Below are 23,758 nucleotides of genomic sequence, written 5' to 3' on the forward strand. Positions count from 1 at the left end.
CCGCCATGGGCAAGCTCGACGGCATCAAGGTGATCGACCTGTCCGTGTTCCTGCCGGGGCCGATGATGACGCTGATGATGGCCGATCAGGGCGCGCAGGTGATCAAGATCGAGCCGCCATCGGGCGATCCGGCGCGGGCTATGGAGCCAATCGAGGCCGGACAGTCCGTGTGGTTCCGCAATCTCAATCGGGGCAAGGCGAGCCTGGCGCTCGACCTCAAGACGGACAGCGGCCGGGACCGGCTGTGGGACCTCATCGACGATGCCGACGTGTTCGTCGAAGGCTTCCGGCCGGGCGCGATGAAGCGCCTTGGCTTCGACTACGAAGCGGTCGCGGCGCGCAACCCGCGGATCGTCTATTGCTCCATTTCCGCGTTCGGGCAGAGCGGACCGATGGCGCATCATCCGGGTCATGATATGGTCGTACAGGCGCTGAGCGGCTTTCTTTCGGTGAACGACGTTCCGGGCGCCCGACCGGCGGTTCCCGGCGTGCCATCGGCCGACATGGCCGCGGGTCTCACGGCGCTCTCGGCCGTGCTCATGGCGATCATCGGGCGGGAGAAGAGCGGCCGGGGCGACTACGTCGACTGCGCTATGTTCGATTCCCTCCTCCCCTGGTGCGCGCACATTGCCGGAGAGGCGATCGCAGGCGGCGATCCGCCGGTGTCGGCGAGCCAGCGCTCGTTGGGCGGCGCCGCCTTCTACCAGGTCTACGCCACGAAAGACGGTCGCCTCGTCGCTCTGGGCGGGCGGGAGCCGAAGTTCGTGGCCAACCTGCTTAACGCGCTCGGCCGTCCCGATCTCATCCCGCTGGGCGAAGCGCCCGCCGGGGAGGCGCAGGCGCTGTTGCGCGACTATCTCGCCGAGCAGTTCGCCGCGCGCACGCGCGACGAATGGATCGCATGGTTCGCCGACAAGGACGTCGCCTTCGCCCCCGTGCTCGACTTCCGCGAGGCGCTCTCGCAGCCCCACGTCGCCGACCGCGGATTGCTCGTCGATGCCGACGGCGCGCACCAGATTGCGCCGGCCATCCGCTTCGCGCACTCCGATCAGTGGACTCCGCGGGCCGCACCGGCCCTCGGGCAGGACAACTAGCTCGATGAGCGCGTCAGCTATCCACGTCGATGTGCATGCTGTAGGCGAAGCGATGCCCGGGATGGTGGCTGACGGAAATCTCGAACGCGCGCCCGCTATCGTCGAGATAGCTGCGAAGGATGCGAAGGCAGGGGCTGCGCCGCGGCACCTTCAGTTGATCCGCTATCGCGGCCGTGGCCGCGACCGCCTGAATATCCTGCGTGACGCGGGACACCGAAACGCCTGCATGCTCCTCCAACTGCTGAAAGATCGTGCTTCGCGCGGTTTCGATCTTCTGCGCCGCCTCGGCAAGCTCGGGGTGGACGTAGGCGTCGGTCAGCGCAATCGGCAGGCCGTCGTGCGTCTGCGTGCGGATGCCGCTGAAGTGCAGCCACTTGCCCGAAATCTCCAGGCCCGCCTGCTCGGCATATTTCTTCGGCAGCGTCACGCGGCCGCGTTCCTTGAACATGAACTGCGTGTCGCGGGCGTATTGCAGAATCTCGTCCACGTTAGACAGCGGCTGGTGCAGCGCGCCGGCACGGGCCGAGGCGGGCTGGATCATCGTGCCGGAGCCGCGGCGGCGCTTGATCAGACCTTCCGATTGAAGCTTGCGCAGCGCCTCGCGCACCGTGAAGCGGCTGACGCCGTGTTCCTCGCAAAGAACGGCCTCGGTCGGGAAGCCGTCGGTGTCGTCGAAACGTCCGGCGAGAATGTCCGCGCGCAGCAGATCGGCGAGTTCGAGGTAGCGCGGTTTACGTTCGACCTTCTCGGCGGTGCTGGCCACGGTGTCTTCTTCTCCCCACTTTGTTGCCCCGGCGGTGCTCGCCGTGTCTGACACCAATCCTAGCCTAACAGAACGACTTGCAAAGCATCTTTGCCGGCCGGTGCCAAAAAATGTGCAGGACCGCGCACGGCTTCACCTGCTCGACTGGCTCGGCTGCGTGGCGGGCGCGCGGCGGAGCGATGTCGCTGCCGTGGTTCGCGCCGCCGAACCCGATGTGCTGACCCGCGCCGCGTTCCTCGGCAACGTGCTCGAGATGGACGACGTCCATCGCGCCGCGATTCTGCACCCCGGTCCGGTGGTATGGCCTGCGGCGCTCTCGGCCGCCCGCGAGGCGGAGGCGCCGTTCGCGGCCATGCTCGACGGGGGGGTGAGAGGCTACGAGGCCGTGATCGCGATCGGCTGCACTCTCGATGCCCGGCACTATGCGCTCTGGCACAACAGTTCGACCGCGGGCGGCTTCGGCAGCGCCGCCGCCGCCGGTTCGATATTTGGCCTTGATACGGGAAGTCTGGTCGCCGCATTCGGCAACATCGGTTCGATCGCCGGCGGGCTCTGGCACATGCGGCACGCGCCGGTGATGACCAAACAGCTGCACGTGGCGCAAGCGGCGGCCTCGGGTCTCTGGATCGCCCGGCTGGCCCGCCACGGCTTCACCGGTTCGCGCGGCATACTGGAAGGCGCGCAGGGCTTCTATACCGCCATGACCGAACGACCGGATCCGCTGGCCCTCGACGAAGGCTGGCGTCTTCATCAGGTCAGCTTCAAGCCCTGGGCCGCCTGCCGCCACAGCCATCCCGCGATCGACGCCGCCCTGGAGCTGAAAGCCCGCGGCGCGCTGCACGGCCCCGTCAGTCTCGAAACCTACGCCGACGCGATCGCCTTCTGCGACCGGCCGGAACCGCGGACAGTGATCGAAGCGAAGTTCTCGCTTCAGCACTCGATCGCGGTCGTCGCGCTGCGCGGCGAGCCGCGGCCCGAGGACTACGAGCCCGACGCGATCGCGGATCCGGAGCTCGCTGCCTTCAGGGCCGCGGTCCAGGTCGCGGAAGCGCCTGACATCACGGCGCGCTACCCGGCCCATTTCGGCGCCCGCCTCACTGCCGGCGGCGAAACGGTCGAGCTCGCCGATACGCGGGGCGACCCCGAGCGGCCGCTGCCGGTAGAGGGCGTGCTGAACAAGGCGCGATCGCTGATCGTCTGGGGCGGTCTTCCCGAGCGGGAGGCCGATCGCGCGATCGCGCTCGCGCTCGAAGGGGACAGCGTCGCGGACATCGTCGTCATGCTGGAGGATTGGACGTGAGCGCGACGCAGCGGCTTCTCGATTTCGCCCGCGCCGATCATCGGCTCGGCCCCTCCACGCGCGCCGCGGCCGAGCACCTCCTGGGCGACACCCTCGCGGTCGGTGCAGCCGGCCGATCGTTCTCCGAGACCACCGGTCTCGCCGACGCCACGCGCCGATGGGGCGCAGGACCGGAGGCGCGCGCGATCGGATCGGGCGAGCGTCTCCCCGCACCCTCGGCGGCCTTCCTCAACGGCTTTCGCATCCACTGCCTCGAATGGGACGCGGTGCACTCGCAAGCCGTCGTTCACGCGCTCTCGGTAGTGACCGCCGCCCTCGGCGCGGCGATCGACCGGCGCGGCGGATGCGACCCCGAAGCGGCGCTGGCCGCGCTCGCCGTAGGAGTCGACGTCGCCAGCGGCATCGGCGTGGCCTCGACAGGGGCGATGCGCTTCTTCCGACCCGCCACCGCGGGCGTTCTCGGCGCCGCTCTCGCGGTCGCGCGGATCGAGGGAGTCGATCGGCTGGAGGACGTCCTCGGCCTCGCCTACAGCCAGGCAGCGGGCACGATGCAGGCGCATCTCGAGGGCTCGATCGCCCTGCCGATCCAGATCGCGGTTGCGGTCCGGGCGGCGATCACGGCGGTCGATCTCGCGGCCGCGGGCCTGACCGGCCCGCACGATCCGCTCGAGGGGCCGTTCGGCTTCTACGGCATCGTCGAGGACGGCGAGCTGGCCCGCTACACCGACACGATCGGCGAGACGTGGCGGATCGAAGAGGTGGCGATCAAGCCCTTTCCTTCAGGCCGCGCGAGCCACGCCGTGCTCGGCACGCTCGACACGCTCCTTCGCGCGGGCGAGATCACGCCTGCGACCGTCACGCGTATCGAGGCTTTCGTGCCGCCGCTGATCCATCGGCTGGTGGCACGCCCGGCCAGCGACGACATGACTGCGTCCTACGCGCGCCTTTCGCTTCCCTTCCTCACCGCGCTGATGCTGGCGGATGGCCGGATCGACCCGCGCCGCTTCACGCCTGCCACTTTCGCGGATCCCGCGATCAGGGCCCTCGCTGCCAAGTTCGCGATCACGCTCGACGGCAACGAGGATCCCAACGCCCTCGACCCGCAACGCGTGGTGATAACCCTGTCCGACGGCCGCATGATCGAGCGCCGCGTCGATCATACGCTCGGGAGCGTGGAAGCGCCGATGAGCGACGAGCAGACCGCCGCCAAGCGCGGGCTCGCGCGCGAACTCGCCGGACCGGAGGCCGACCCGCGCATCTTCGACAATCCTCTCAGCTATTTCACGGAACCAAGATGAGCTTTCCCACCTATTTCGAGGCCCTCGACCACCGGCAGATGCTGGAGGACTATCCCATCGGCGACGCCTTCGTGCGCCGCTACACCGGGATGAGCCGCGACGAGCTTCGTGCGATTCAGGAACGGCAGTTCCAGAAGGTGATGAAGCGGGGCTGGGAAATTCCCTTCTACCAGCGCCTCTGGGGAGCGAAGGGCATCGAGCCGGGCGACATCCGCAGGCTGGATGACCTCGCGAAGCTGCCGGCCTACGACAAGTCGGACCTGATGGCCTCGATCGCGGACCATCCGCCCTACGGGGACTATGCCGGCGTCGGCGGCGAGGACCGCGCGCCGGTGATCTTCCATACCACCTCGGGCACGACCGGGCGTCCGCAGGCGCTGCTGTTCGGCCCGAAGGGGCGCGAGATCACCAATCTTCTCGTCGGCCGGATGTACCGCTGGCAGGGGCTCTCGCCGTCCGACGTGGTCCAGTCGGTCTATGGCCACGGCATGATCAACGGCGGCCACTACATCCGCGAGGCGGTGACGCATTTCACCAACTCGATCTTCCTTTCCGCCGGCACCGGCGTGGAGACGCGCTCGGTCAATCAGGTCAACCTGATGGCGGACTTCGGCGTGACCGCGTTGGTCGGCTTCATCGACTACATCCGCAAGCTTGCCGAAGTCGCCGAAGCCGAAGGACTGCTCGACCGGATCGGCATCAGGATGATCTGCGGCCACCTGGGGACAGAGGATCGCGCGAGCGTGGAGAAGGCGTGGGGCGGCGCCAAGGCCTACGACTGGTACGGCGTGGGCGACACAGGCTCGATCGCCGGCGAAGGTCCGGAGCGCGACGGCCTCTACGTCTGGGAGGACGCGCAGTATCTGGAGCTGCTCGATGTCGACACCGGCGCCCCGGTCGCGCCGGGCGAGACGGGCGACATGGTCGTCACCTGCCTGTTCAAGGACGACATCGCGCCCTGCATCCGCTTCAACACGCACGACATCACGCACGAACTGACGGGCGCCAACCAGACCGGCATGGTCTTCCGCCGCATTGCCGGCTTCAAGGGCCGCAGCGACAACATGGTCAAGCTGCGCGGCATCAACGTCTTCCCGCATGCGATCGGATCGCTGATTGAGAACCGCGCGGACCTGACCGGCGAATACGTCTGCCGCGTCTCGCGCGATGAGAATGGCCGCGACGAACTGCTGGTCGTGCTGGAGAGCCGGGGCGGTACCGACGAAGCCCAGCTCGGGACGCTGCTCCGGCAGGGCCTGGGCGTCGAGGTCTCGACGCGCCTCGTCGCGCCCGGCGAAACCGCCGCCGATACGCAGATCGACGTGCGGCAGAAGCCCATTCGCCTGATCGACGAGCGGAAGCTTTGACGACCGCGGCTCCCATCGAAGGACTGCTCGATCGGATCCGCGCCCGCGATCCGGGCCTGCGCGCCTTCATCGAGGTCGACGAAGGCGGCGCACGCGAAGCCGCCGCGGAGTCCGCGCGCAGGATCGCCTCCGGGTCTCCGCGTGCGCTTGAAGGCATGGCGGTCGCGGTCAAGGCGAATATCGATGTGCGCGGGCTGGAAACCAGCGCGGGTCTGGCGGCGCGGCGCGGCATGGTCGCGCAAGCGGACGCGGAGGCGGTTGCCCGCCTGCGCGCGGCGGGCGCGGCGATCCTCGGCACGCTCAACATGCATGAAGCCGCGCTCGGCGCGGACACCGATAACCCCTGGTTCGGCCGGGCCTTCAATCCTCACGGACAGGGCCGCACCCCCGGCGGGTCGTCGGGCGGAAGCGGCGCGGCGGTCGCCGCGGGGCTGTGCGCGGTCGCACTCGGCACGGATACGCTGGGCTCGGTCCGCATTCCCGCGGCCTATTGCGGCGTTTACGGCCTCAAGCCCACCCGCGGCGCGGTCTCGCAGCAGGGGCTGGAACTTGTCGTTGCGGAGTTCGATACGATCGGTCCCCTCGCCCGCACACTGGACGAGCTCGAGACATCGTTCCGTGTTCTCGCCGATGCGCAGCCTGCGCGGCCCATCCGTCACGTTGCCCTGCTCGCGGGCCTCGGCGGCGTGCGCTGCGAGGCAAGCGTTCTCGCCGGCTACGAACGCGCGCTTGCCGCCCTGGAGGCGGAGGGCCTCGCCCCGCAGGACAAGCTCGACCTGGAAGCAAAGCCGGTCCGCCTTGCCGGGTTCGTGCGCGCCTCGCACGAACTGGCAGAGCGCCTCGCCCCGCTCCTCGTCGAGAAGCCGGAGGGCGTTTCCGACAACCTCAAGTTCCTGCTCGACTATGGCCGTCAGCGCAGCGAGGCCGAGGTGGCGGAAGGCGAAGCCCTGCTCGCGCGTACGCGCGAGGCGGTGGTGGCCGCCGTCGGCGGCGGTGCCCTGCTGCTGCCAACCGCGCCGCAGGCGGCGTTCGCGCAGGGCGGCCGCGCGCCGGCCAACCAGGCCGACTTCACCGCTCTCGCCAGCGTCGCGGGCCTGCCCGCGCTCACCATTCCCGCCGGGACCGATGCCGAGGGGATGCCCGTGGGCGTCCAGCTCGTCGGCGCGCCGGGCAACGAGCTCGGCCTGATCGAGCTCGCCCGCCGGCTTGAACCCCATCTCGGCGGATTCATCGCACCGCCCGTGTTTGAAGGAGAGGATTGATGCGGATCATCGTGTTGTTCAACCTGAAGGAAGGCGTGGATCCCGCCGCTTACGAGGAATGGGCGCGCACGACCGATATTCCCGGAGTTCGCGGCCTCAAGTCGGTCGAGGATTTCCAGGTCTATCGCGCGACCGGCCTGTTCGGGTCGGATGCGACGCCCCCCTATGCCTATTTCGAAGTGATCGACATCACCGGCATCGACGCTTTCGAGGGCGACGCCAGCAGCGAGGCGGTGCAGAAGGTCGCGGCGGAGTTCCAGCAGTTTGCCGACAACCCGCTGTTCGTGACGACTGAGGCCCTGTGATGCGCCGCTTCGAGGGGAAGACGATCGTCGTCACCGGTTCGGGCCGCGAGAAAGGCCTGGGTCAGGCGATCCTGCAGCGGTTTGCCGACGAAGGCGCCAACTGCGTCGTGTCGGATCAGTCGATCACCGCCGAGGCCGAAGACGTGGCGGAAGAGCTGCGCAGCCGCGGCGCCAAGGTCGCGGCGATCGCCTGCGATGTCAGCCAGGCCGACCAATGCCGCGCGCTCGTCGATCAGGCCGTGGCGCAGTTCGGCGCGATCGACGTGATGGTGAACAACGCCGGCATCGGTTTCATGATGCAGCCCCTGCTCGAGGTCGATCCGGCAGACTGGGACAAGGTAATAGCGGTCAACCTGTCGGGCGCCTTCTACTGCACTCAGGCCGCCGGCAAAGCGATGGTCGCCGCCGGGCGCGGGGGACGCATCATCAATATCGCAAGCCAGGCGGCCAAGTCCGCTTTCCCGCACGTCCCCGCCTATGTCAGCTCGAAGCACGGCATGGTCGGCCTCAGCCGGGCAAGCGCGGTGGAGCTGGGTCAGCACGGGATCACCGTCAACGCCGTGTGTCCCAACCACGTCACCACGGGTCTCGGCGCGAAGCAGAACGAGTACTTCTCCAAGTTGCTCGGCTTCGACAGCGTCGAGGCGTACCTCGACAACATGAAAGCGAAGAACCCGATGGGGCGGCCTGGCCTCGGCAGCGACACCGCCGCAGCCTGCGCCTGGCTGGCGTCGGACGAGGCTTTCTACGTCACCGGCGAGGCGCTCAACGTCTCGGGCGGGGAGGAGATGCATTGATGCAGGAAGAACGCATCGACTGGCCGAACGGCGCCAAGGTCGCGCTGTCGATCGTCGTGAACGTGGAAGAAGGCTCCGAGATGACGGTCGCGCGCGGCGACCGAGGGATGGAGCCGGTCGACGAGCTCGGCATTCACATCAAGTCGCCGATCCGCAATTACGGTAACGAATCGAACTATCTCTACGGGATCAAGGCGGGCGCGCCGCGCATCGTGAAGCTGCTCGAGCGTTACGACGCCATGGCAAGCTGGACGGTTGCGGCCCTCAGCCTCGAGAACCATCCCGAGATCGCCCGCGCCATTGCCGATCTCGGCCATGAGCCGGTCAGCCACGGCTGGCGCTGGGTTCACCAGTTCAAGATGGACGAGGCGCAGGAGGCGGAGTTCATCGCCAAGGCCGTCTCCTCCATCGAGAAGACCGTCGGCGTGCGCCCGTACGGCTGGCTCAGCCGCTATTTCCACACCGACAACACGCGCCGCCTGCTGATCGAGCAGGGGTTCGAATACCACATGGACGACTACTCGGGCGACGTTCCTTTCTGGGACCGCGACACCGTCCCCGGCAAGCCGCTGGTGATCGTGCCCTATCAGCTCGATTCCAACGACATGAAGATGTGGATCGACCCGGCGATGACGCCGACCCAGTGGCTGGAATATGCGAAGAACTGCTTCGACCAGCTCTACCGAGAGGGCGAGGAAGGCAATCCGAAGATGATGTCGCTGGGCCTGCATCTGCGCATCATCGGCCGCCCGGGGCGGATCTGGGCGTTCGAGGAATTCCTGCGCCACGTGACCGCCAAGAAAGGCGTGTGGATCGCCAGCCGCCGCCAGATCGCCAACCACTTCGCACAGCAGACGCCGGCATGACCGCTCCCCTCCGGCACGAGCGCGAGGGCGCGATCGCACGGCTCCTGATCGACCGCGCGGACAAGAAGAACGCCTTCAATCAGGAGATGTGGGAGGCTTTCCCCGAGCTTCTCGCCGATGCCATGGCGGATGCCGCCGTGCGCGTGCTGGTCCTCCAGTCGGCAGCGCCCGGCGCGTTCTCCGCCGGCGCCGACATCGCCGAGTTCTCGACGGGCGCGCGCGATCCCGAATGGAGGGCGAAGAACCAGGCGGCGATCCGCCGCGCGCAGCACGAGCTCGCCCGCGCCGACAAGCCGACGATCGCGCTGATCGAAGGCGCGTGCGTGGGCGGCGGCTGCGGCCTCGCGATCGCCTGCGACCTGCGCGTGGCTACACCTTCGGCGAAGCTGGGGATCACGCCCGCGCGGCTCGGTCTGGTCTACTCGCTCCACGACACGAAGCTGCTGGTGGACATCGTCGGCCCCTCGCAGGCGAAGCGCATCCTCTTCACCGGGAATCTGGTGGACGGCATGGAAGCCGCGCGCATCGGGCTGGTCGATGTCGTCAGCGAAGATGCCGCGGCCCAGGCCGACGCGATCGCCAGCGCCGTAGCCGAGGCATCGCCGCACAGCGTCGTTTCCAGCAAGCGGATCGTCCGCCGCATCCTCGACGGGCAGGTCGAGGACGACGAGGAAACGCTCGCCCAGTTCAACGGCGCATTCGACGGCGAGGACTTCGACGAAGGTGTCGAGGCGTTCCTCGCGAAGCGCAAGGCGCGCTTTCGGCCGCGCTGAGGGAGCTCGGATTGATGACCTTCGACAGACACGGTCGCATCAAGTGCGGCACGGTATCGACGCCCGATCTCGACGCGGCGCTCGCGGACTATCGCGATCTGCTGGGCCTGGAGCTTGCCGGACGGGGCGAGATCGAGCCCGATCTCGCCGCCAGTTGGGGGACTCCGAAGGTCGCCGGGCAGCGCTACGCCCTGCTCCGTCCGCAAAGCGGTGCGGCCGGCTTCATCCGCCTCGTGGAGGCCCCCTTGCACACCGACTTCGTGCCGATGCGCACCTACGGCTGGGCGGCGTTCGAAATCACCGTGCGCGACGTGTACGATCTGGCCGAGCGGGTGAAAGGGAGCGGCTTCGAGACGATCGGCCCGCCCAAGGAAATCGCGGGCATGCCGCAGTTCATCCCGATGCAGGTGCTCGGCCGTGGGCGCGAAATGCTCTACTTCAACCAGGTGCGGAGCGACATGCCCACGTCGGACCTGCCGCGGGCGGGATCGGACGTGGACCACATCTTCATCGTGATTCTGGCGACGCCCGATCGCGCGGCGACGATGGAGCACCTGAAGACCCGCCTGGGGTTCGAGGAAGGCGGCACCTATTCGGTGAACTACACCATGATCAACAAGGCCTTTGGCCTCGCCGACGGCACCGAGACGACGATCTCCATGATCCAGCACCAGCGCATGCCGATCGTGGAAGTCGACGACTATCCGGACGCGGCCCGGCCCCGCGCGCGGCATGACGGGATGCTTCCGCCCGGCAACGCGATGGTGACCTTGGCGGTCGAGGATCTCGACGCGACCGGGCTCGACTTCATTGCGCCGCCGACCCGACGCGAGGGGCCGCTCTACGCCGGCCGGCGCGTGGCGGCGTTCGTCGGATCGGCCGGGGAGCTCACCGAACTGATCGAGCTCCGGTAGAGCCCGTCACGGCAGCAGGACGGTCGCCCCGACCGTCTGCCGCCCTTCAAGCGCCTCGTGCGCGCGAGCCGCGTCCTCGAGCGGGAAACGCTGGCCGATGTGCACGGTGAGCACGCCCTTGCGGATCATTTCGAACACGCGCTCGGTGCCCGCGCGCACCTCCTCCGGATTGGAATAGTAGTCCCACAGCATCGGCCGGGTGTTGTAGAGCGAGCCCTTCGTCGCAAGAATGCCGAGGTTGACGCCGCCCACCGGCGCGTCGGCGTTGCCGAAGCTGACGATCAGCCCCCGCTTGCCGCAACTGTCGAGCGACGCCTCCCAGGTCGCCAGGCCCACGCCGTCGAATACGACGCGAACGCCCGCGCCCCCGGTGATCTCCCGCACCCGCGCCGCAATGTCCTCATCGCGCGAGCTTATGACGTGGTCGGCGCCGGCGGCTCTCGCGATCTCCGCCTTTTCCGCCGTGCTGGCCGTGCCGATCACGGTTGCCCCGACGTGCTTCAGCCACTGGACGAGATACTGGCCGGTTGCCCCGGCCGCCGCGTGAACCAGCACGGGCCAGCCGCTCTCGACCTTGGCGCAGCGCTCGATCAGGAACTCCGCGGTGCAGCCCTTCACCATCACCGCGGCCGCAGTCTCATCGTCGATGTCGTCGGGCAGCCGCACGAGATCGGCGGCCTGATAGAGGCGCGCGGTCGCATAGGTGCCGAGCGGCGGCTTCATCACGGCGACGCGATCACCCGGGGCGACCTGGGTCACCCCCTCCCCCACCGCCTCGACGACGCCGGCCGCCTCGATGCCGAGCCCGGTCGGAAGTTCGGCCGGATAGATCCCCGCACGGTAGTAGGTGTCGATGAAGTTGAGGCCGACCGCGCTATGCCGGACCAGCGCCTCGCCCGGTGCGGGTGCGGGCAACGTGAGGTCCTGCCATTCGATGACCTCGGGTCCGCCGCATTGCCGGATGATCGCCACTCGTGCATGCATGTCGTTCTCCTCGTCAAATCCGTTCACGGCCGCTTTCCCTCGCCACCCTTTGCATTGCAAGCGAATTCCCGTAATTTGTCCGGACAATTCTAAGGAGACCCCGATGCCTGCCTATGTGATCGTAACCGCCGTCGTCGCCGACAGAGACGCATTCCTCGCCTCCGGCTACCCGGGCGCCGCCGCCGAGTTGGTGACCAAGTTCGGGGGTCGATATCTTCTGCGCGGTCCCGGGGCGGAGCGCCTGGAAGGGGACTTCGGCGACAATGCCTCGATCGTCATCTCGGAGTGGCCCGACAAGGACGCCGCGCGGCGGTTCTGGAATTCGCCCGAGTACGCCGAGGTCAAGAAGCTGCGCGAAGGTCTCTGCGAATGCCAGACGCTGCTGATCGAGGCACCGGGACTGGCCTGACGGCCGACAAAAAGGGAGAGAGATCATGAAGCACAGAACGATAACCGGTCTGATCCGCTACACCTCGAACAAGCCGGAGCGGCGCGGACAGGAACGGGGCCGCGAGCGGTTCACCTTCACCCATCACACCGACGGCGCCGTGACGATTCGCGCGCTCTGCGAGCTCGAGGATCCCGACCCGGAAGTGCTGCGCGACGTCATCTACTCGCTGGGGCCCGACGGACGGCCGCTGGACTGCCTGCTGCGGCTCACCGTCGGCGACCGTTTCATGGGGTCCGGCTGGTTCCGCATGAGCGGCGAGACGATCGAGTGCGAGAGCCACGGCCCGTCGATCGGACGGGTATCGCAGACGGTCTCGACCGGCGGCGATTACGACGGGTTCGGGACGCATCCGATCGTCGGCGACGCCTATCTCACGCGCTGCGTCGACATTTCGAAGGGGCCTCACAAGCGGCCCGTCCGCGTGTTCCTCCCCTCCGTGGATCACCGTGGCGCGACGCCGCCGCTGATCGCGGAAGGCAATCTTTTCCTCGAGTATGTCGGCGAGGAAACCGTGACGGTGGAAGCGGGCACGTTCGAGTGCCGCCACTTCCGCTTCACCGACGAGGATGCGGGCATGGCGAGCAAGGACGGCGCGCATCCGCCCTACGAGGTCTGGGTCACGGCCGACGACGACGCGATCTTCGTTCAGGGCGGCGTCGCGGGCTACATGCAGACCTGGTACGAGCTCGTGGAGCTCGACCGATGAGCGCCCGCGGAACGATCCGCGCCCTGGTTACGGCGAGCGCGGTCTCCGGCCTCCTCGCCAGCGGTGCGGGAGCGCGGACGCTCGATCTCGCCGATCCGCAGGACGCCGTGACCGTGTCCCGCAAGATGGGATGCAGCGTCAAGGACAACGTGCCGGTCGTGTTCCACTGGACCGGGCGCGCCTACTCGCGCGTGCCGGGCGAACCCGATCGGCACCTGTTCGACGTCGAGGGGATGAACATCCGCCAGTGCGGAACGGTAACCGATCCGGAACGCGGCACCGGGTACCGAATGGTGAGCCGCGAACTGATGTTCTACCAGGACCCGGAGACGGGCGCGGTGCTGGACCGATGGACCAATCCGTGGAGCGACGAGACGGTGAAAGTCTATCACGTCGCCAACGATCCGGTGAACATGCACCCCGTCTATCCGGTGGGCGCCGGGGGCGAACCCTACGCCATCCCCAACGCGGCCGTGAAGGGGCGCTGGTTCTCCATGCCGATCGAGGTGCCGCTCTTCTACCGCAACCCGCTCGGCGGCGCCTATCAGGACTACGTCGGCAACAAGTACCACGCGATGGAGATCTTCGATTTCTCCGCCGAAGCCGAGACGGTTCTGGACGGCAGCACCGACACCGCGGACGCCTTCGTCGCCTGGGTGCGGATCGCCGACTGGCTGCCGTGGATGAAGATGGGCGGACGGCCCGGCATGATGGTCCTCAACGCGACCGGGCGGATGCTCGGCGGGTTCTCGGACCTTCCGCCCGCCATGCGCGAGCGGATCGAGGCAGACTATCCGGCCTTTACCGCGCCGCCGCCCGTTGACGACCGCCGGCCGAACGAAACCAGCTGGACCTATTTCAAGAAGCAGATCGACGCGGAAAGCGCCCGGCCCGAGTAGCCGCAAACCGGGTGAACACGAGAAAAAAGGGCCGGAACCGACAGGTCCCGGCCCTTTCTTTTGTCTCGTCCCCGTTCAGAAGGCCTTGCTGACCGTCAGGCCGAATTCGGCCTTGCGAGCCGGCGTGATGGCGAAGGCGCGCGAAGAGTCGCCCGATGGCGCGCTCGGCACGCCCGCGCCGAGATCGACGTAGCGCAGGATGCCCACCGGCGTTTCGTCCCCGAAGACGTTCTTGCCCCACAGCGTCACCCGCAGGCCGTTGTCGTCGCGCACGCCGAGCTGCAGGTTCACCCTCGTTGAATCGCCGCTCTCCGCAAGGTTGTGCACCTGCGCGAAGAAGCTGCTGCGATAGACGAGGTCCGCACCCGAGAAGAGCGACCAGCCCGGCGCGATCTCGTGTTCGGTCCGCAGGCCGATCGCGCCGCTGTGCTTGGATACCAGCGGTGGCCGGTTGCCGGCAACCGAGGCCGCCTCTCGGCATCCGGGAAGGTCGAGGTTGGTGTCCCCGTCGGTCTTGCATTCGGCCCCCAGCAGCAGGACGGCCTGGTCCGGATCGATGCCGCGCCGTATCTCGGCGTCGAGATAGGTATAGTTGAACTGGAGGCTGACCGACCTGCCGATCAGCGGATAGGCGCCTTCCAGTTCCAGCCCGCGGATGCGGGTCTTCCCGATGTTGACGCTGTAGCTGTCGATCCGGGTCTCGGTCTGGTAGGTGCTGGTGAGAACCTGATCGCTGTAATCCTGCCAGAACAGCGACAGATTGAGGTAGTCGAAGCCCCAGCGGTTGGTCTTGAGCCCGATTTCATAGTTGGTGAGCTTTTCCTCGTCGAACGTCTCCTCCGGAGCGCCGACGGTATTGAAGCCGCCCGGCGAGTTGCCTTGCGAATACTGGGCGTAAAGCGCCAGATCGGGCGACACGGCCCAATTGGCGGTGAAGCGCGGCAGGGTCGCCTTGAAGGTGGCGCTGCGGACACCCGCCTCGCCGACGATCTGGTCGGGATTCGGGAACGCGAGGTCCGCCAGATATTCGGGCGCGAACAGATCGCCCGCGCGATAGCTCAACGTGGTGTTGCGCACCTTGTCGACCTGGTGGCGAAGCTCGGCGCCAAGAGTCAGCGCCTCGGTCACGTCGAAGTCGATGCCGCCGAACACGGCGCGGTTGCGGATCCGGCGGGCATCGCCAAGCATGTCGAGGCCGAGTTCGCTGGCCTCGAGATATTCCTCCATCGGCGTGGAACGATCGAGACTGGTGTAGGCGCCGAGCCTCCAGCGAAAGCGGTCGGTCCCGGGGGACGTGATGCGCGCTTCGTAGGTCTCGGTCTTGCGGTGCACGCCGGTGGTCGTGTTGAAGCCGGACTGGGTGCAGAGCTGATTGCCGATGGGAATGAACCCGCAGACCACCGGCGAACCGAGCAGGAAGAAGTCGCGATCGTCGTAGGACTGGTCGGTGCCGATCACCTCCACCAGATCGCTGTACCCCGCCTGGAACGAGAACTCGTAGCCCGACCCGGCGATGTCCCACGAAAAGTCGCCGAGGAACCGGTCGGCATTGCGATAGATGCCGGGGCGCTGCAGGCGGTCCGAGTTGATACCGTAGGTGTCCGGCGCCTCGACCTCCCCGCAGTAGTAGGGGCGCGTGTCGAGGAAGCAGTTGTTCTCGCTCGCAGGCTGGAGGCCGATGGCATAGTGGCTGTCGTCGTCGCGCTGATGCAGCCAGCGCAGCGACAGGCTCATGTCCGGCGACGGGTCGAGATAGACACCGGCCATGTACTGCCGCGTGTTCTGGTCGCCGAGCCTTTCGCCCGCCACCGCCGTATTGTCGAACTGCCCGTCGATGTCGTAGAACTTGGCGCCCGCCTGCACCCCGAGCCATGGCGTGATCGGCGTGGAAACGAAGGCGCTCAGCTCGCGGCGGTCGTATTCGCCAACGGTGGCGGAGATTTTGCCTTCCAGTTCGTCACCAGGGCGCTTCAGAACGACGTTGATGGCGCCCGAAAGCGTTCCACGCCCGAATACGGCCGATTGCGGCCCCTTGATCACCTCGACCCGCTCGACGTTGGCGAGGTCGAGCGAGGAGAAGTCGCCGAAGAAGGGGATGCCGTCGAGGAAAACCCCGACCTTGCCCTCGGCCATCAGGATATTGGAGGCGCCGCGGATGACCGGGCGGTCGAAGCTTCGGCCGAACGACTCCTGAATCTGGAAGCCCGGGGTGAATGCGGCAAGATCGCCGACATCCTGCGCCAGCCGGTCCTCGATCCGCGCGGAATCGAACGCGCTCACCGCGATCGGAACGTCGAGGAGGGTTTCCTCCTGCTTGCGCGCGGTAACGACGATCATGCTCGCCGCCGGCTCTCCAGCAGTCGCGCTTTCGCCGGTCGGAGCCTGCGCGTCCGTCTCGGTGGACTGCGCCATCGCCGGCACGGCGACGGCAAGCGCAGTGCCCGCCAGCAGGCCTGCAAGCATTCGACGCGAAGATGCAGATTGTCTCACTTGAACCCTCCCAAATCGACCAAGCTCGATCGATGGTAATTTGTCTGGACAACTATGACTTGTCCAGACAAATTGTTGACAAGCATGTTTCAGGAGGCGTAGGCGGATCGCACGGCGTCCGAGCGGGCTTCTATTTCCAGCGCCGCTTGTCCTTCAGGTGCCGGCCGGCATCCTCGAGGCCGCTGGGAATGTAATCCTGGAACAGATTGGGCGCATAGGGCGGAACGTACTGTTCGTACTCCGCCATATAGAGCTCCTTGTGGAGCACGGGTTGCCGGTGCCGCGCCCGGAACTGCGCGATCGGGATGCGCGCGAGGACAAGCGTCTCGTTGGGGCTGTCCGCCACGTCCAGCGCATTGCCGTCGGGGCCGTAGATCGCGGAGCCGCCGGCGCCGCTATCCTCGAAAAACGGGCTCCCGGTCGAAATGGCATTGTTGCAGATTGCGGTGTAGACGCCGTTGTAGAGCGCGGTCGCCTGAACGTCGATCGGCGAAAAGCCGCCCGTTGCCGTGCGGAGGATGACCTCGGCCCCCTTCATCGCCCCCGCGCGAAAGATCTCGGGCTCGCGCTGCGTGGAGCTGGTCATGAAGTTGCCGATCGGCGTGCGGGTCACCGGAATGACCGCGTCGGCGCCGTACATTTCGACATAGCGGTCGAGGACGTCGTAGATGGTGGTCGTGAAGAGCTCCTGCTCCCCGCCGAACATGCCTTTGACGTTTCGCGCCTTCCAGTGCTTGTCGATAATTCGGCCGGTGGGGTCGATCACGGTCGTGATCGAGAGAACGTGATCCTGCCAGTCGGGATCGCGGGCGTAGGAGCCGAACACGATGTACATGCCGTATTCCCGCGCCTTGACCGCAATCGCCTCGGTCTCCTCGCCCGGAATCTCGATCGCCACGCGCAAGGCTTCGGCGCGGTCCCAGTTGTGCCAGCCGGTGATCGGGAACTCGTGGAAGAAGAGCAGGTCGGGCCGGCCGAAGCCGATCGTCGAACCATCGATCAGCCTGAGCATGTGGTCGAGATTGGCTTTCCGGGTCTGCTTGAGGTTCGAGAGATCGACGGGAATGACGCGCGACTGCGCCACCCCGAGCGTGAACACGTCCTTGCTCAAGGGCACCACCGCGTATGTGCCGTCCCCCCGAACATGGGTGGGCTGCCTAGGCTGTATGCCGGCCGACAACGCGGCCGAGGGACTGAGCACCGCGCTCGCACCAATGCCTGCGGCGGCCCCCAGCACCATCCGGCGCGATACCGCTCCCCCAGCATTCTTATGTTTCATATGTCGCTTCCTTTCGTCCACCAGACACACCCAAGGCGGGTATGTCCGGACAAATTCCTTGTCGTGGAGAAATGAGAGCCGTGTCAACAGCAACCGTGCGCAGGTTTGCGACGCCAACCCTGAAGCCTTCGGCCGAGCGGCACTCTCCGGCCATTGGCGTATGACCGCACACGCATTGCGCAGCGCTGGCCGTTATGGCGGGTGAGCGCGCGCGGCGCGCATGCCACTCGTTGATTTAGCGCGTCCCATGCCGTGCCCGTTGCAGGCGGCGGCCCGCGGCCGACATTACGTCCCCGGCAGGTTGAAGCCTAGGGGCAATCCTGCCAGCCCCCATCGAGTGGTCCGGTCGGATTGTTAGTGCATTGGGCCTTTGAACCTGGCCCTAACGTTGGTCCGATCTTTGTGAGAAAGACCGCTCTTTTGCGTCACGCAGGCATGCCTTGCTGGAATTCGATACCGAAGGTCGCGCCGATGGTGCGCGGCGGCGTATAGTTGACGAAACCCATGTCAGCAACACATAAGTTGGACACCGCTGATTGCCTGCTGCCGCCACGGCCCCGGATCGCCCGCCGCCTCGGCCCGCATCCATCCGGTCTTGCGCCGCTCGTCGCCAAGCAAGCCGTCCAGGAACGCTCCGGCGGACGCCGCCACGCGCTCTTGCGTGAAAAGCCCCCGCATCCGCGCCTTCACATCCCGTAGCGATGACGCCCATAGCTCCAGCGCCGTCTCGATCGGTGCACCACTCATCCACGGCCTCCCTGCCATGGAGACCCATTGATTCAGAGTTTCACCGAAAGCGCAACTGTAATGCTAGGGTCCGGACTCATTTAGAGCCACCATGTGACGAAGGCGGCAATGGCGATGGTTGCCATGAGTGTTTTGATATTGCGATCGAACCGGGTGGCTACGCGGCGCCAGTCTTTGAAGCGGCAGAACATGCGCTCGACGACGTTGCGCGGGCGGTAGATTTGCCGATCGTGTTCGATCGGGACCTTGCGGTTGGACTCTGACGGGATGACCGGCGTCGTGCCGCGTTCGGTCAGCCATGAACGCAAGGCGTTGTTGTCGTAACCTTTGTCAGCGACCAGATGATCTGAAGGCGGGACAGCCTTGATCGCCAGAATGGCGACCTTGGCATCGTGGGTGTTACCTAGCGTCAGCAGGAGGACGTGGGGTCGGCCCTTCTCGTCGCAGATGGCATGGAGCTTGGTGTTCCTGCCGCCTTTGGTGATGCCGATACCATGAGCCAAGCCCCCCTTTTGCGCCACCAGCAGTGCGGTGAACCTTGATGCACGAGCTGTCGATGAACAGCCTGGATGGCACGCCGTCGATCCCGGCAAGGTCGGCAAAGATGCGCTCCCACACGCCTCGCTCGGCCCAGCGCCGGAAGCGGTTGTAGAGCGTCTTCTTCAGGCCATAGATGTGCTCTGGGCAATCAGCCCAGCGACCACCGCTCTTCGCATGGACAATGCCGGAGAGCACCCGCCGATCATCTACCCGCGGCATCCCACGAGTATCCTGCGGCAGGAGCGGTTCGATCCGCGCCCATTGCTCGTGCGAAAACCAGAAGAAATCCGCCACCTGTCATGCCTCCTCACTGGAGGCAGGTGAATCATATCCCGGCGCTGCTGTGAATCCCGTTTATGGGTCCGGACCCTAGGCCGTGTTGACAAAAGGGATTCCCAAGGAGGCCAGCTTCTGATTCAAGGCTGCTTTTTGAGGAGCAGTCATGGGCCGTGGCGATTTGTCGGACGCGGAGTGGGAGTTGATCGGGCCACTGCCGCCGCCTGAAAGTGGTCGCTGGGCTCGGCCTTCGGGCGATAACCGGCGCTTTCTCAATGGGATGCTTCACGTGCTGCGGGTCGGCTGCCCCTGGCGCGACATGCACGAGCGCTACGGCAAATGGAACTCGGTCTATGTGCGCCTCCGTCGCTGGGCCGAACAGGGTGTCTGGGATGCTCTCCTGCAGACACTGGTCGATCTGGGTCTTACCGACGACTGGCAGCACATGATCGACAGCATCAGCGTTCGCGGCCACGTCTCGGCAGCGGGCGGAAAAGGGGGGCTTGTGCGAACGCTCTTGGTCGATCACGCGGCGGCTTTACGAGCAGAATCCACGCCCACTGCGACAATCAAGGACTGCCTGTCGGCTTCATCCTGTCTGGCGGCGAGGCCTCCGATTACACCGCTGCCGAACCGCTGATGGCGATCCCCGTTGCCACACCCAAGGCGCTGCTCGCGGACAAGGGCTATGATGGTGATCGCTTCCGGGAAAGCCTGCTGGTCAGGGGCATCCTGCCGATCATCCCGCCCCGCTCCAACCGCAGGGTACCACAACATCCCGACTATCGCCGCTACAAGGACCGCAACCGCGTCGATCGCATGTTCGGAAAGCTCAAACAGCAGCGCCGCATCGCCACCCGCTATGACAAAACACTTCTCTCCTTCGAAAGCTTCCTCAATCTCGCCGCCACGCGACTATGGCTGAAGTCTTTTGTCAACATGGCCTAGTCTACATCCGTCTCCTGCTTCCCGCGGAACTTCTCTTGCTGAAGCGCCGCGGCCGCACTCCATTTGTCGAGAGGCATCATGCCTGGCACGACCAACACCCCACCCCTTGATGATTGAGGCTGGTTACAGCCCGCCTGCGTTCTGAGTGCGTTGAGATGCTTGCTGGCAGCAATATCGCCCTTGGCAGCCTTTCGCTGAATTGCCATCAGCTCGAGTTCCAACATCGTCACCGACCTGCCCAAAATGTCGACCTCCTCGCTTGCGACGCGCTCGAGCATTGACCGAAGATCGACCGACGCCTTTTGTTTTTTCGGGCGTCCAGCGGGGTTACCCGACTGCCCCTTCCGAAAGCGTGAATGCCTGGGGGGTCTGCCATAACCGACAGTGTAGTCGTCCTCATCGCTCATTGTGTTTCCCGAATTGCTAATGATGAACCGCGCCCGGATGGAGAAATGCGGAGCTGAAAACACTCATTCCAATTCTCGGGAAAACCCGTGAGCAGACGCGGGGCAAGCCGGTGTTGCTTCGATGCCTACGCTTCCAGATCCGCAGCGAGCGCGGCGCAGTCGTCAAAGCTCACTCCGGAGCTGGCGAGAAGCGCCGTACCGCCCGTGGCCTCCTGCCACCGCCGGATGGCGACATCGACATAGCGAGGATCGAGCTCGACTGCCCTCGCACGGCGGCCGGTCTGCTCAGCCGCGATGATGGTCGTTCCCGAACCTGAGAAGGCATCGAGAACAATACCGCCACGCCGCGAGCAATCCCGTATGGCATCTGCCACCATCGCAACGGGCTTTACCGTCGGATGCATGGCGAGTTCCTCGTCGCGTGCCGCCTTGAGGGAATTGACGCCTGCGTAATCCCAGACGTTGGTCCGATAGCGCCCGTGCTGGCCAAGCCCGAAGTTGTTGATATGCGCCGCGCTGCCATTTTTGAAGACGAACACCAACTCGTGCTTCGACCGATAGAACGCCCCCATGCCGCCGTTGTCCTTGTTCCAGACGACGAGGTTTTTCAGCTCCGAATAGGCCGCCCGGCCGGCGACAAGCAGTTCGCCCATATGGCGCCAGTCCATACAGATGAAATGAACGGCACCATCGGCGCTGAATGCTGCGAGATTGCTGGCAACACGCGTGAGGAAGCCGGTGAATTCAGCCTCGCTCATTTCGCCCGAGGCCATCACGAACTCGTCATGCTTCACCTTGCCCAGCCCGCAGATGTGACCGTTGACCGGCACATTGTAGGGCGGATCAGTGAAGACCATCTGTGCCTTCTCGTCACCGAGGAGTCGGCGATAGACCTCCGAATCGGTCGCATCGCCACAGATGATCGCATGATCGCCGAGAAGCCAGATGTCGCCGGCGCGGGTTACGACAGGCTGGCTCTTGTCGATGTCGATCGGCTGTTCTTCCGGCGCATCCGGATCGAGCGTGCTCAGCAGCGCTTCGATCTCGGCCTCATCGAAGCCGGTGAGAGCGAGCTCGAACTCCTGGTCGAGTTCGGCGATGGTCTCGAATTCCAGCGCCAGCAGCGAATTGTCCCAGCCGGCCAGCTCCGCAAGCCGGTTGTCCGCAATGACATAGGCTCGCTTCTCGGCCTCGGTCATATGTTCAAGGCGCAGTACCGGTACATGGCTCATCCCCAGAATCTTTGCCGCCTCGATGCGACCATGACCTGCGACGACCGAGTTCTTGCCGTCCACAAGCACGGGATTGGTGAAGCCAAAGCGCCTGATGCTGTCGGCAATCTGCTTCAGCTGCTTCTTCGAGTGTGTGCGTGCGTTGCGCTCGTGCGGAACGAGCTCGCCGACGGCGACGCTTTCGAGCCGCTCCGGGCTGATTATGGGCAAGTGGGACATGTCCGGGTGCTCTCCTCGTCTGATGGAAAGCGCCTGATGTCAGTTGCCCGCAGGCAAAGCCCTCATATTAATTTCGCGGATTATTTCGTGAGGAGATGAGATTGCGGACGCTCTCCGGTTCCATGCCAAAGCGCTTTCCGATCATTTCGCAGAGCCGATCAGCTGGGCCGGAACTCCCGCGTAACTTTCGTTTGCCGCGGCGTTCACGTGCCATCCGCTTTTGCAAGCGGGGAAGCAGATGCTCGTAGAGCGCGATAATGTAGAGTTCCTTCAGCTCCTGTGACGGTCTTCGCCTTCTACCTCGTTTGGCGGGAAGCGGTTTCTCCAGTGCGCGGACCACATGATCCCGAAGTATATCATCTGGCACGAGCTCGGGATTTGCCTCGATGATGCGTATCAGATCCGGGTTGAGGATCTGCTCGCCTCTTTTCGCACGCCTGTGCAACCATCCGACACTCGAAGGATCGAACTGGAAATGGGGGCTGTTCGAATCGTGCACTCGAAGTCAACACTCAGAGCGACGGAGCAGCTCGCTGAGCTCGACATCGAGGCCTCGGGCAAACTTCTCCGCGAGCAAAAGCGTCGGGTTTCGGAGACCACGCTCGACACCCGAGACATAGGTCCGGTCTATACCGGCTGCAAAGCCGAACTCTTCCTGCGACAGGCCCTTCTCCAGCCGAAGCCGGCGCACATTCGTGCCAAAGACCTGTCGAACATCCATGCGCCGACAGGGCCGCCATTATGCCAATCGGTCTACGGACGATGAGTCACAATTTGCTCGACTTCGCAGCCGGAGGAAGCAACGTGGAGACATGGCTCCAGACGAACCCGCCTATCTTCGCTCCGCTGACCTCGAGAAAGTCCCCGAACATCGATTTGTCGCTGAGCTGACCAGCCGCCTCTGGCTTGATGGTTGCCGGGATTTTGAAGTGCTTCGTTCCGAAGTCGACACCAGCGGCTACGATCTCGTGGTCGAGGCCAGGAGCGTACTCCGGCACATCCAGCTCAAATCGATGGCAAGAGGTGGAAAGAAGCGGAGCGTGACAGTCAATATGCGCCTTGCTTCGAAGCAGGCGGGCTGCGTTATCTGGTGTGACTACAATCCGGCTACGCTTGAGCTCGGCCCGTTCCGATGGTTCGGTACACTTCCGGGTCTTGGTCTTCCGGATCCTGGCGACAAGGTCGCCAGGCATTCAAAAGGGGATGCAAACGGGTCAAAAAACCTGCGAGGCGGACATCGGGTTCTCCGCAAATCGAAATTCGTCGAGGTCCCGACACTTGGCGACCTCCTGCCCTTCCTCTTCGGCTACGATGACACCGACGAGATCAAACTCTTGCGTCACAGCATGTGCGGCACGCTTGCAAGCACTACGCCCGCCTGGCTGCAGGAGGTTTGCGCGGGTCACTTCGATAACATCCCCGAGGACCTGCAGTGGAAAGACTCGGTCGAACTCGCACATCTCGTTGAAGGATATGACCTCGCCGCCCTTCTGGGTCTTGGAGACCCTTTTGAGTTCGACGAAAGGCAACTCGCCTTCGCGCTCGAAAGAGGCAGCTGGAAAGGCGGGCCCGCGGCGCTCTGGGCGACCCTGTTTCTGGAACATCGCCGATGGCGAACTGCGCCGATCGAACCCGATCCCGGTATGCGGCTACTGCTGGATCGCCTCTGCCAACAGCTGATTGAACGGCTGAAAAGAGCATAGGCTGGGCCGCCCTGATACGGCGCCCACGATCCCTGTTCGCGGAGGAAACTTCCCTGATCGGTCGAGGTCGATTCCCTGTTATCAGGAATAGGGAAATTCGAGCGCAAGACGCGGATGACCGCGCCTTTCACAGCGTAG

22 protein-coding genes and 2 pseudogenes are annotated in these 23,758 nt (G+C 65.4%); 16 read left to right on the plus strand and 8 right to left on the minus strand.

Annotation, left to right across the window (positions count from 1 at the left end; all coding sequences use genetic code 11):
- The first annotated feature begins 5 nt into the window (after positions 1–5).
- Positions 6–1,094, plus strand: a complete 1,089-nt coding sequence (locus tag GRI72_RS11605; protein WP_160734089.1) for a CaiB/BaiF CoA transferase family protein — start codon at positions 6–8, stop codon at positions 1,092–1,094.
- A gap of 13 nt (positions 1,095–1,107) precedes the next feature.
- On the opposite strand, the gene GRI72_RS11610 is transcribed toward GRI72_RS11605, so the two are convergent.
- On the minus strand, positions 1,108–1,857 hold the full coding sequence (locus tag GRI72_RS11610) for a UTRA domain-containing protein (protein WP_160734090.1): 750 nt from the start codon (positions 1,855–1,857) through the stop codon (positions 1,108–1,110).
- Between GRI72_RS11610 and GRI72_RS11615 the strand changes: the two genes are divergently transcribed.
- From GRI72_RS11615 to GRI72_RS11655, 9 genes are read left to right on the plus strand one after another with little or no spacing between them, the layout of a single operon-like run.
- Positions 1,847–3,157: an MmgE/PrpD family protein gene (locus GRI72_RS11615; protein WP_160734091.1), complete on the plus strand. Its 1,311-nt coding sequence runs from the start codon at positions 1,847–1,849 to the stop codon at positions 3,155–3,157. The genes GRI72_RS11610 and GRI72_RS11615 overlap by 11 nt on opposite strands.
- On the plus strand, positions 3,154–4,455 hold the full coding sequence (locus tag GRI72_RS11620; protein WP_160734092.1) for an MmgE/PrpD family protein: 1,302 nt from the start codon (positions 3,154–3,156) through the stop codon (positions 4,453–4,455). The genes GRI72_RS11615 and GRI72_RS11620 overlap by 4 nt, the downstream gene beginning before the upstream one ends.
- Positions 4,452–5,822, plus strand: a complete 1,371-nt coding sequence (locus tag GRI72_RS11625; protein ID WP_160734093.1) for a phenylacetate--CoA ligase family protein — start codon at positions 4,452–4,454, stop codon at positions 5,820–5,822. The genes GRI72_RS11620 and GRI72_RS11625 overlap by 4 nt, the downstream gene beginning before the upstream one ends.
- Positions 5,819–7,084, plus strand: coding sequence for an amidase (locus GRI72_RS11630; protein ID WP_160734094.1), 1,266 nt, complete (start codon positions 5,819–5,821; stop codon positions 7,082–7,084). Before GRI72_RS11625 ends, GRI72_RS11630 begins: the two co-directional genes overlap by 4 nt.
- Complete coding sequence (locus GRI72_RS11635; RefSeq protein ID WP_202389090.1) at positions 7,084–7,389, plus strand: REDY-like protein HapK; 306 nt, start codon at positions 7,084–7,086, stop codon at positions 7,387–7,389. The genes GRI72_RS11630 and GRI72_RS11635 overlap by 1 nt, the downstream gene beginning before the upstream one ends.
- On the plus strand, positions 7,389–8,186 hold the full coding sequence (locus GRI72_RS11640) for an SDR family NAD(P)-dependent oxidoreductase (protein WP_160734214.1): 798 nt from the start codon (positions 7,389–7,391) through the stop codon (positions 8,184–8,186). The genes GRI72_RS11635 and GRI72_RS11640 overlap by 1 nt, the downstream gene beginning before the upstream one ends.
- Positions 8,186–9,052, plus strand: coding sequence for a polysaccharide deacetylase family protein (locus tag GRI72_RS11645; RefSeq protein WP_160734096.1), 867 nt, complete (start codon positions 8,186–8,188; stop codon positions 9,050–9,052). The genes GRI72_RS11640 and GRI72_RS11645 overlap by 1 nt, the downstream gene beginning before the upstream one ends.
- Positions 9,049–9,825 carry an enoyl-CoA hydratase/isomerase family protein gene (locus tag GRI72_RS11650; protein WP_160734097.1) on the plus strand — a complete coding sequence of 259 codons (777 nt, stop codon included), beginning with the start codon at positions 9,049–9,051 and terminating at the stop codon, positions 9,823–9,825. Before GRI72_RS11645 ends, GRI72_RS11650 begins: the two co-directional genes overlap by 4 nt.
- A gap of 14 nt (positions 9,826–9,839) precedes the next feature.
- Positions 9,840–10,739, plus strand: coding sequence for a VOC family protein (locus GRI72_RS11655; protein ID WP_237487112.1), 900 nt, complete (start codon positions 9,840–9,842; stop codon positions 10,737–10,739).
- A gap of 6 nt (positions 10,740–10,745) precedes the next feature.
- Here the strand turns inward: GRI72_RS11655 and GRI72_RS11660 are convergent, their stop codons facing one another.
- On the minus strand, positions 10,746–11,723 hold the full coding sequence (locus GRI72_RS11660; RefSeq protein WP_160734215.1) for a quinone oxidoreductase family protein: 978 nt from the start codon (positions 11,721–11,723) through the stop codon (positions 10,746–10,748).
- A gap of 103 nt (positions 11,724–11,826) precedes the next feature.
- Between GRI72_RS11660 and GRI72_RS11665 the strand changes: the two genes are divergently transcribed.
- The 3 genes from GRI72_RS11665 to GRI72_RS11675 are packed head-to-tail and all read left to right on the plus strand — an operon-like array spanning position 11,827 to position 13,779.
- The gene (locus GRI72_RS11665) at positions 11,827–12,132 is read left to right on the plus strand and encodes a DUF1330 domain-containing protein (RefSeq protein WP_160734099.1); all 306 of its coding nucleotides are present in this window, start codon (positions 11,827–11,829) and stop codon (positions 12,130–12,132) included.
- Positions 12,133–12,157: 25 nt separating this feature from the next.
- Positions 12,158–12,880: a DUF3108 domain-containing protein gene (locus tag GRI72_RS11670; RefSeq protein ID WP_160734100.1), complete on the plus strand. Its 723-nt coding sequence runs from the start codon at positions 12,158–12,160 to the stop codon at positions 12,878–12,880.
- Complete coding sequence (locus GRI72_RS11675; protein WP_160734101.1) at positions 12,877–13,779, plus strand: DUF1838 family protein; 903 nt, start codon at positions 12,877–12,879, stop codon at positions 13,777–13,779. The genes GRI72_RS11670 and GRI72_RS11675 overlap by 4 nt, the downstream gene beginning before the upstream one ends.
- Positions 13,780–13,854: 75 nt before the next feature.
- On the opposite strand, the gene GRI72_RS11680 is transcribed toward GRI72_RS11675, so the two are convergent.
- From GRI72_RS11680 to GRI72_RS11695, 4 genes and pseudogenes are all read right to left on the minus strand, one after another.
- Positions 13,855–16,242, minus strand: coding sequence for a TonB-dependent receptor (locus GRI72_RS11680; RefSeq protein WP_160734102.1), 2,388 nt, complete (start codon positions 16,240–16,242; stop codon positions 13,855–13,857).
- Between the two features lie 157 nt (positions 16,243–16,399).
- A complete protein-coding gene (locus GRI72_RS11685) occupies positions 16,400–17,380 on the minus strand; it encodes a nitrilase-related carbon-nitrogen hydrolase (RefSeq protein ID WP_160734103.1) in 981 nt (326 codons plus the stop codon).
- A 696-nt stretch (positions 17,381–18,076) separates the two neighbouring features.
- A pseudogene (locus tag GRI72_RS11690) lies at positions 18,077–18,295 on the minus strand (IS701 family transposase); the annotation flags it as partial.
- A gap of 80 nt (positions 18,296–18,375) precedes the next feature.
- Positions 18,376–19,129, minus strand: a protein-coding gene (locus GRI72_RS11695; protein ID WP_337191184.1) for an IS5 family transposase whose coding sequence is annotated in 2 segments (ribosomal slippage) — positions 18,376–18,799 and positions 18,798–19,129 — 756 coding nt in all. Because the reading frame shifts where the segments join, the coding sequence is not laid out codon by codon here.
- 148 nt (positions 19,130–19,277) lie between these two features.
- Between GRI72_RS11695 and GRI72_RS11700 the strand changes: the two are divergent.
- Positions 19,278–20,059 (plus strand): annotated as a pseudogene (locus GRI72_RS11700) (IS5 family transposase).
- On the opposite strand, the gene GRI72_RS14605 reads toward GRI72_RS11700, so the two are convergent.
- Entirely contained in the window at positions 20,056–20,466 is a 411-nt protein-coding gene (locus GRI72_RS14605) for a DUF5681 domain-containing protein (protein WP_202389091.1), read from the minus strand. The pseudogene GRI72_RS11700 and the gene GRI72_RS14605 overlap by 4 nt on opposite strands.
- 125 nt (positions 20,467–20,591) lie before the next feature.
- Complete coding sequence (locus GRI72_RS11705; protein ID WP_160734105.1) at positions 20,592–21,917, minus strand: site-specific DNA-methyltransferase; 1,326 nt, start codon at positions 21,915–21,917, stop codon at positions 20,592–20,594.
- A gap of 340 nt (positions 21,918–22,257) precedes the next feature.
- On the opposite strand from GRI72_RS11705, the gene GRI72_RS15055 reads away from it, so the two are divergent.
- Positions 22,258–22,683, plus strand: a complete 426-nt coding sequence (locus tag GRI72_RS15055; RefSeq protein ID WP_474100210.1) for a hypothetical protein — start codon at positions 22,258–22,260, stop codon at positions 22,681–22,683.
- 46 nt (positions 22,684–22,729) lie between these two features.
- Positions 22,730–23,620, plus strand: a complete 891-nt coding sequence (locus tag GRI72_RS11715) for a hypothetical protein (RefSeq protein WP_160734107.1) — start codon at positions 22,730–22,732, stop codon at positions 23,618–23,620.
- Positions 23,621–23,758: the final 138 nt, after the last annotated feature.

Origin of the sequence: Pelagerythrobacter marinus, assembly GCF_009827515.1 — a bacterium.
In the GTDB taxonomy this organism is placed as follows: Bacteria; Pseudomonadota; Alphaproteobacteria; order Sphingomonadales; family Sphingomonadaceae; genus Pelagerythrobacter; species Pelagerythrobacter marinus.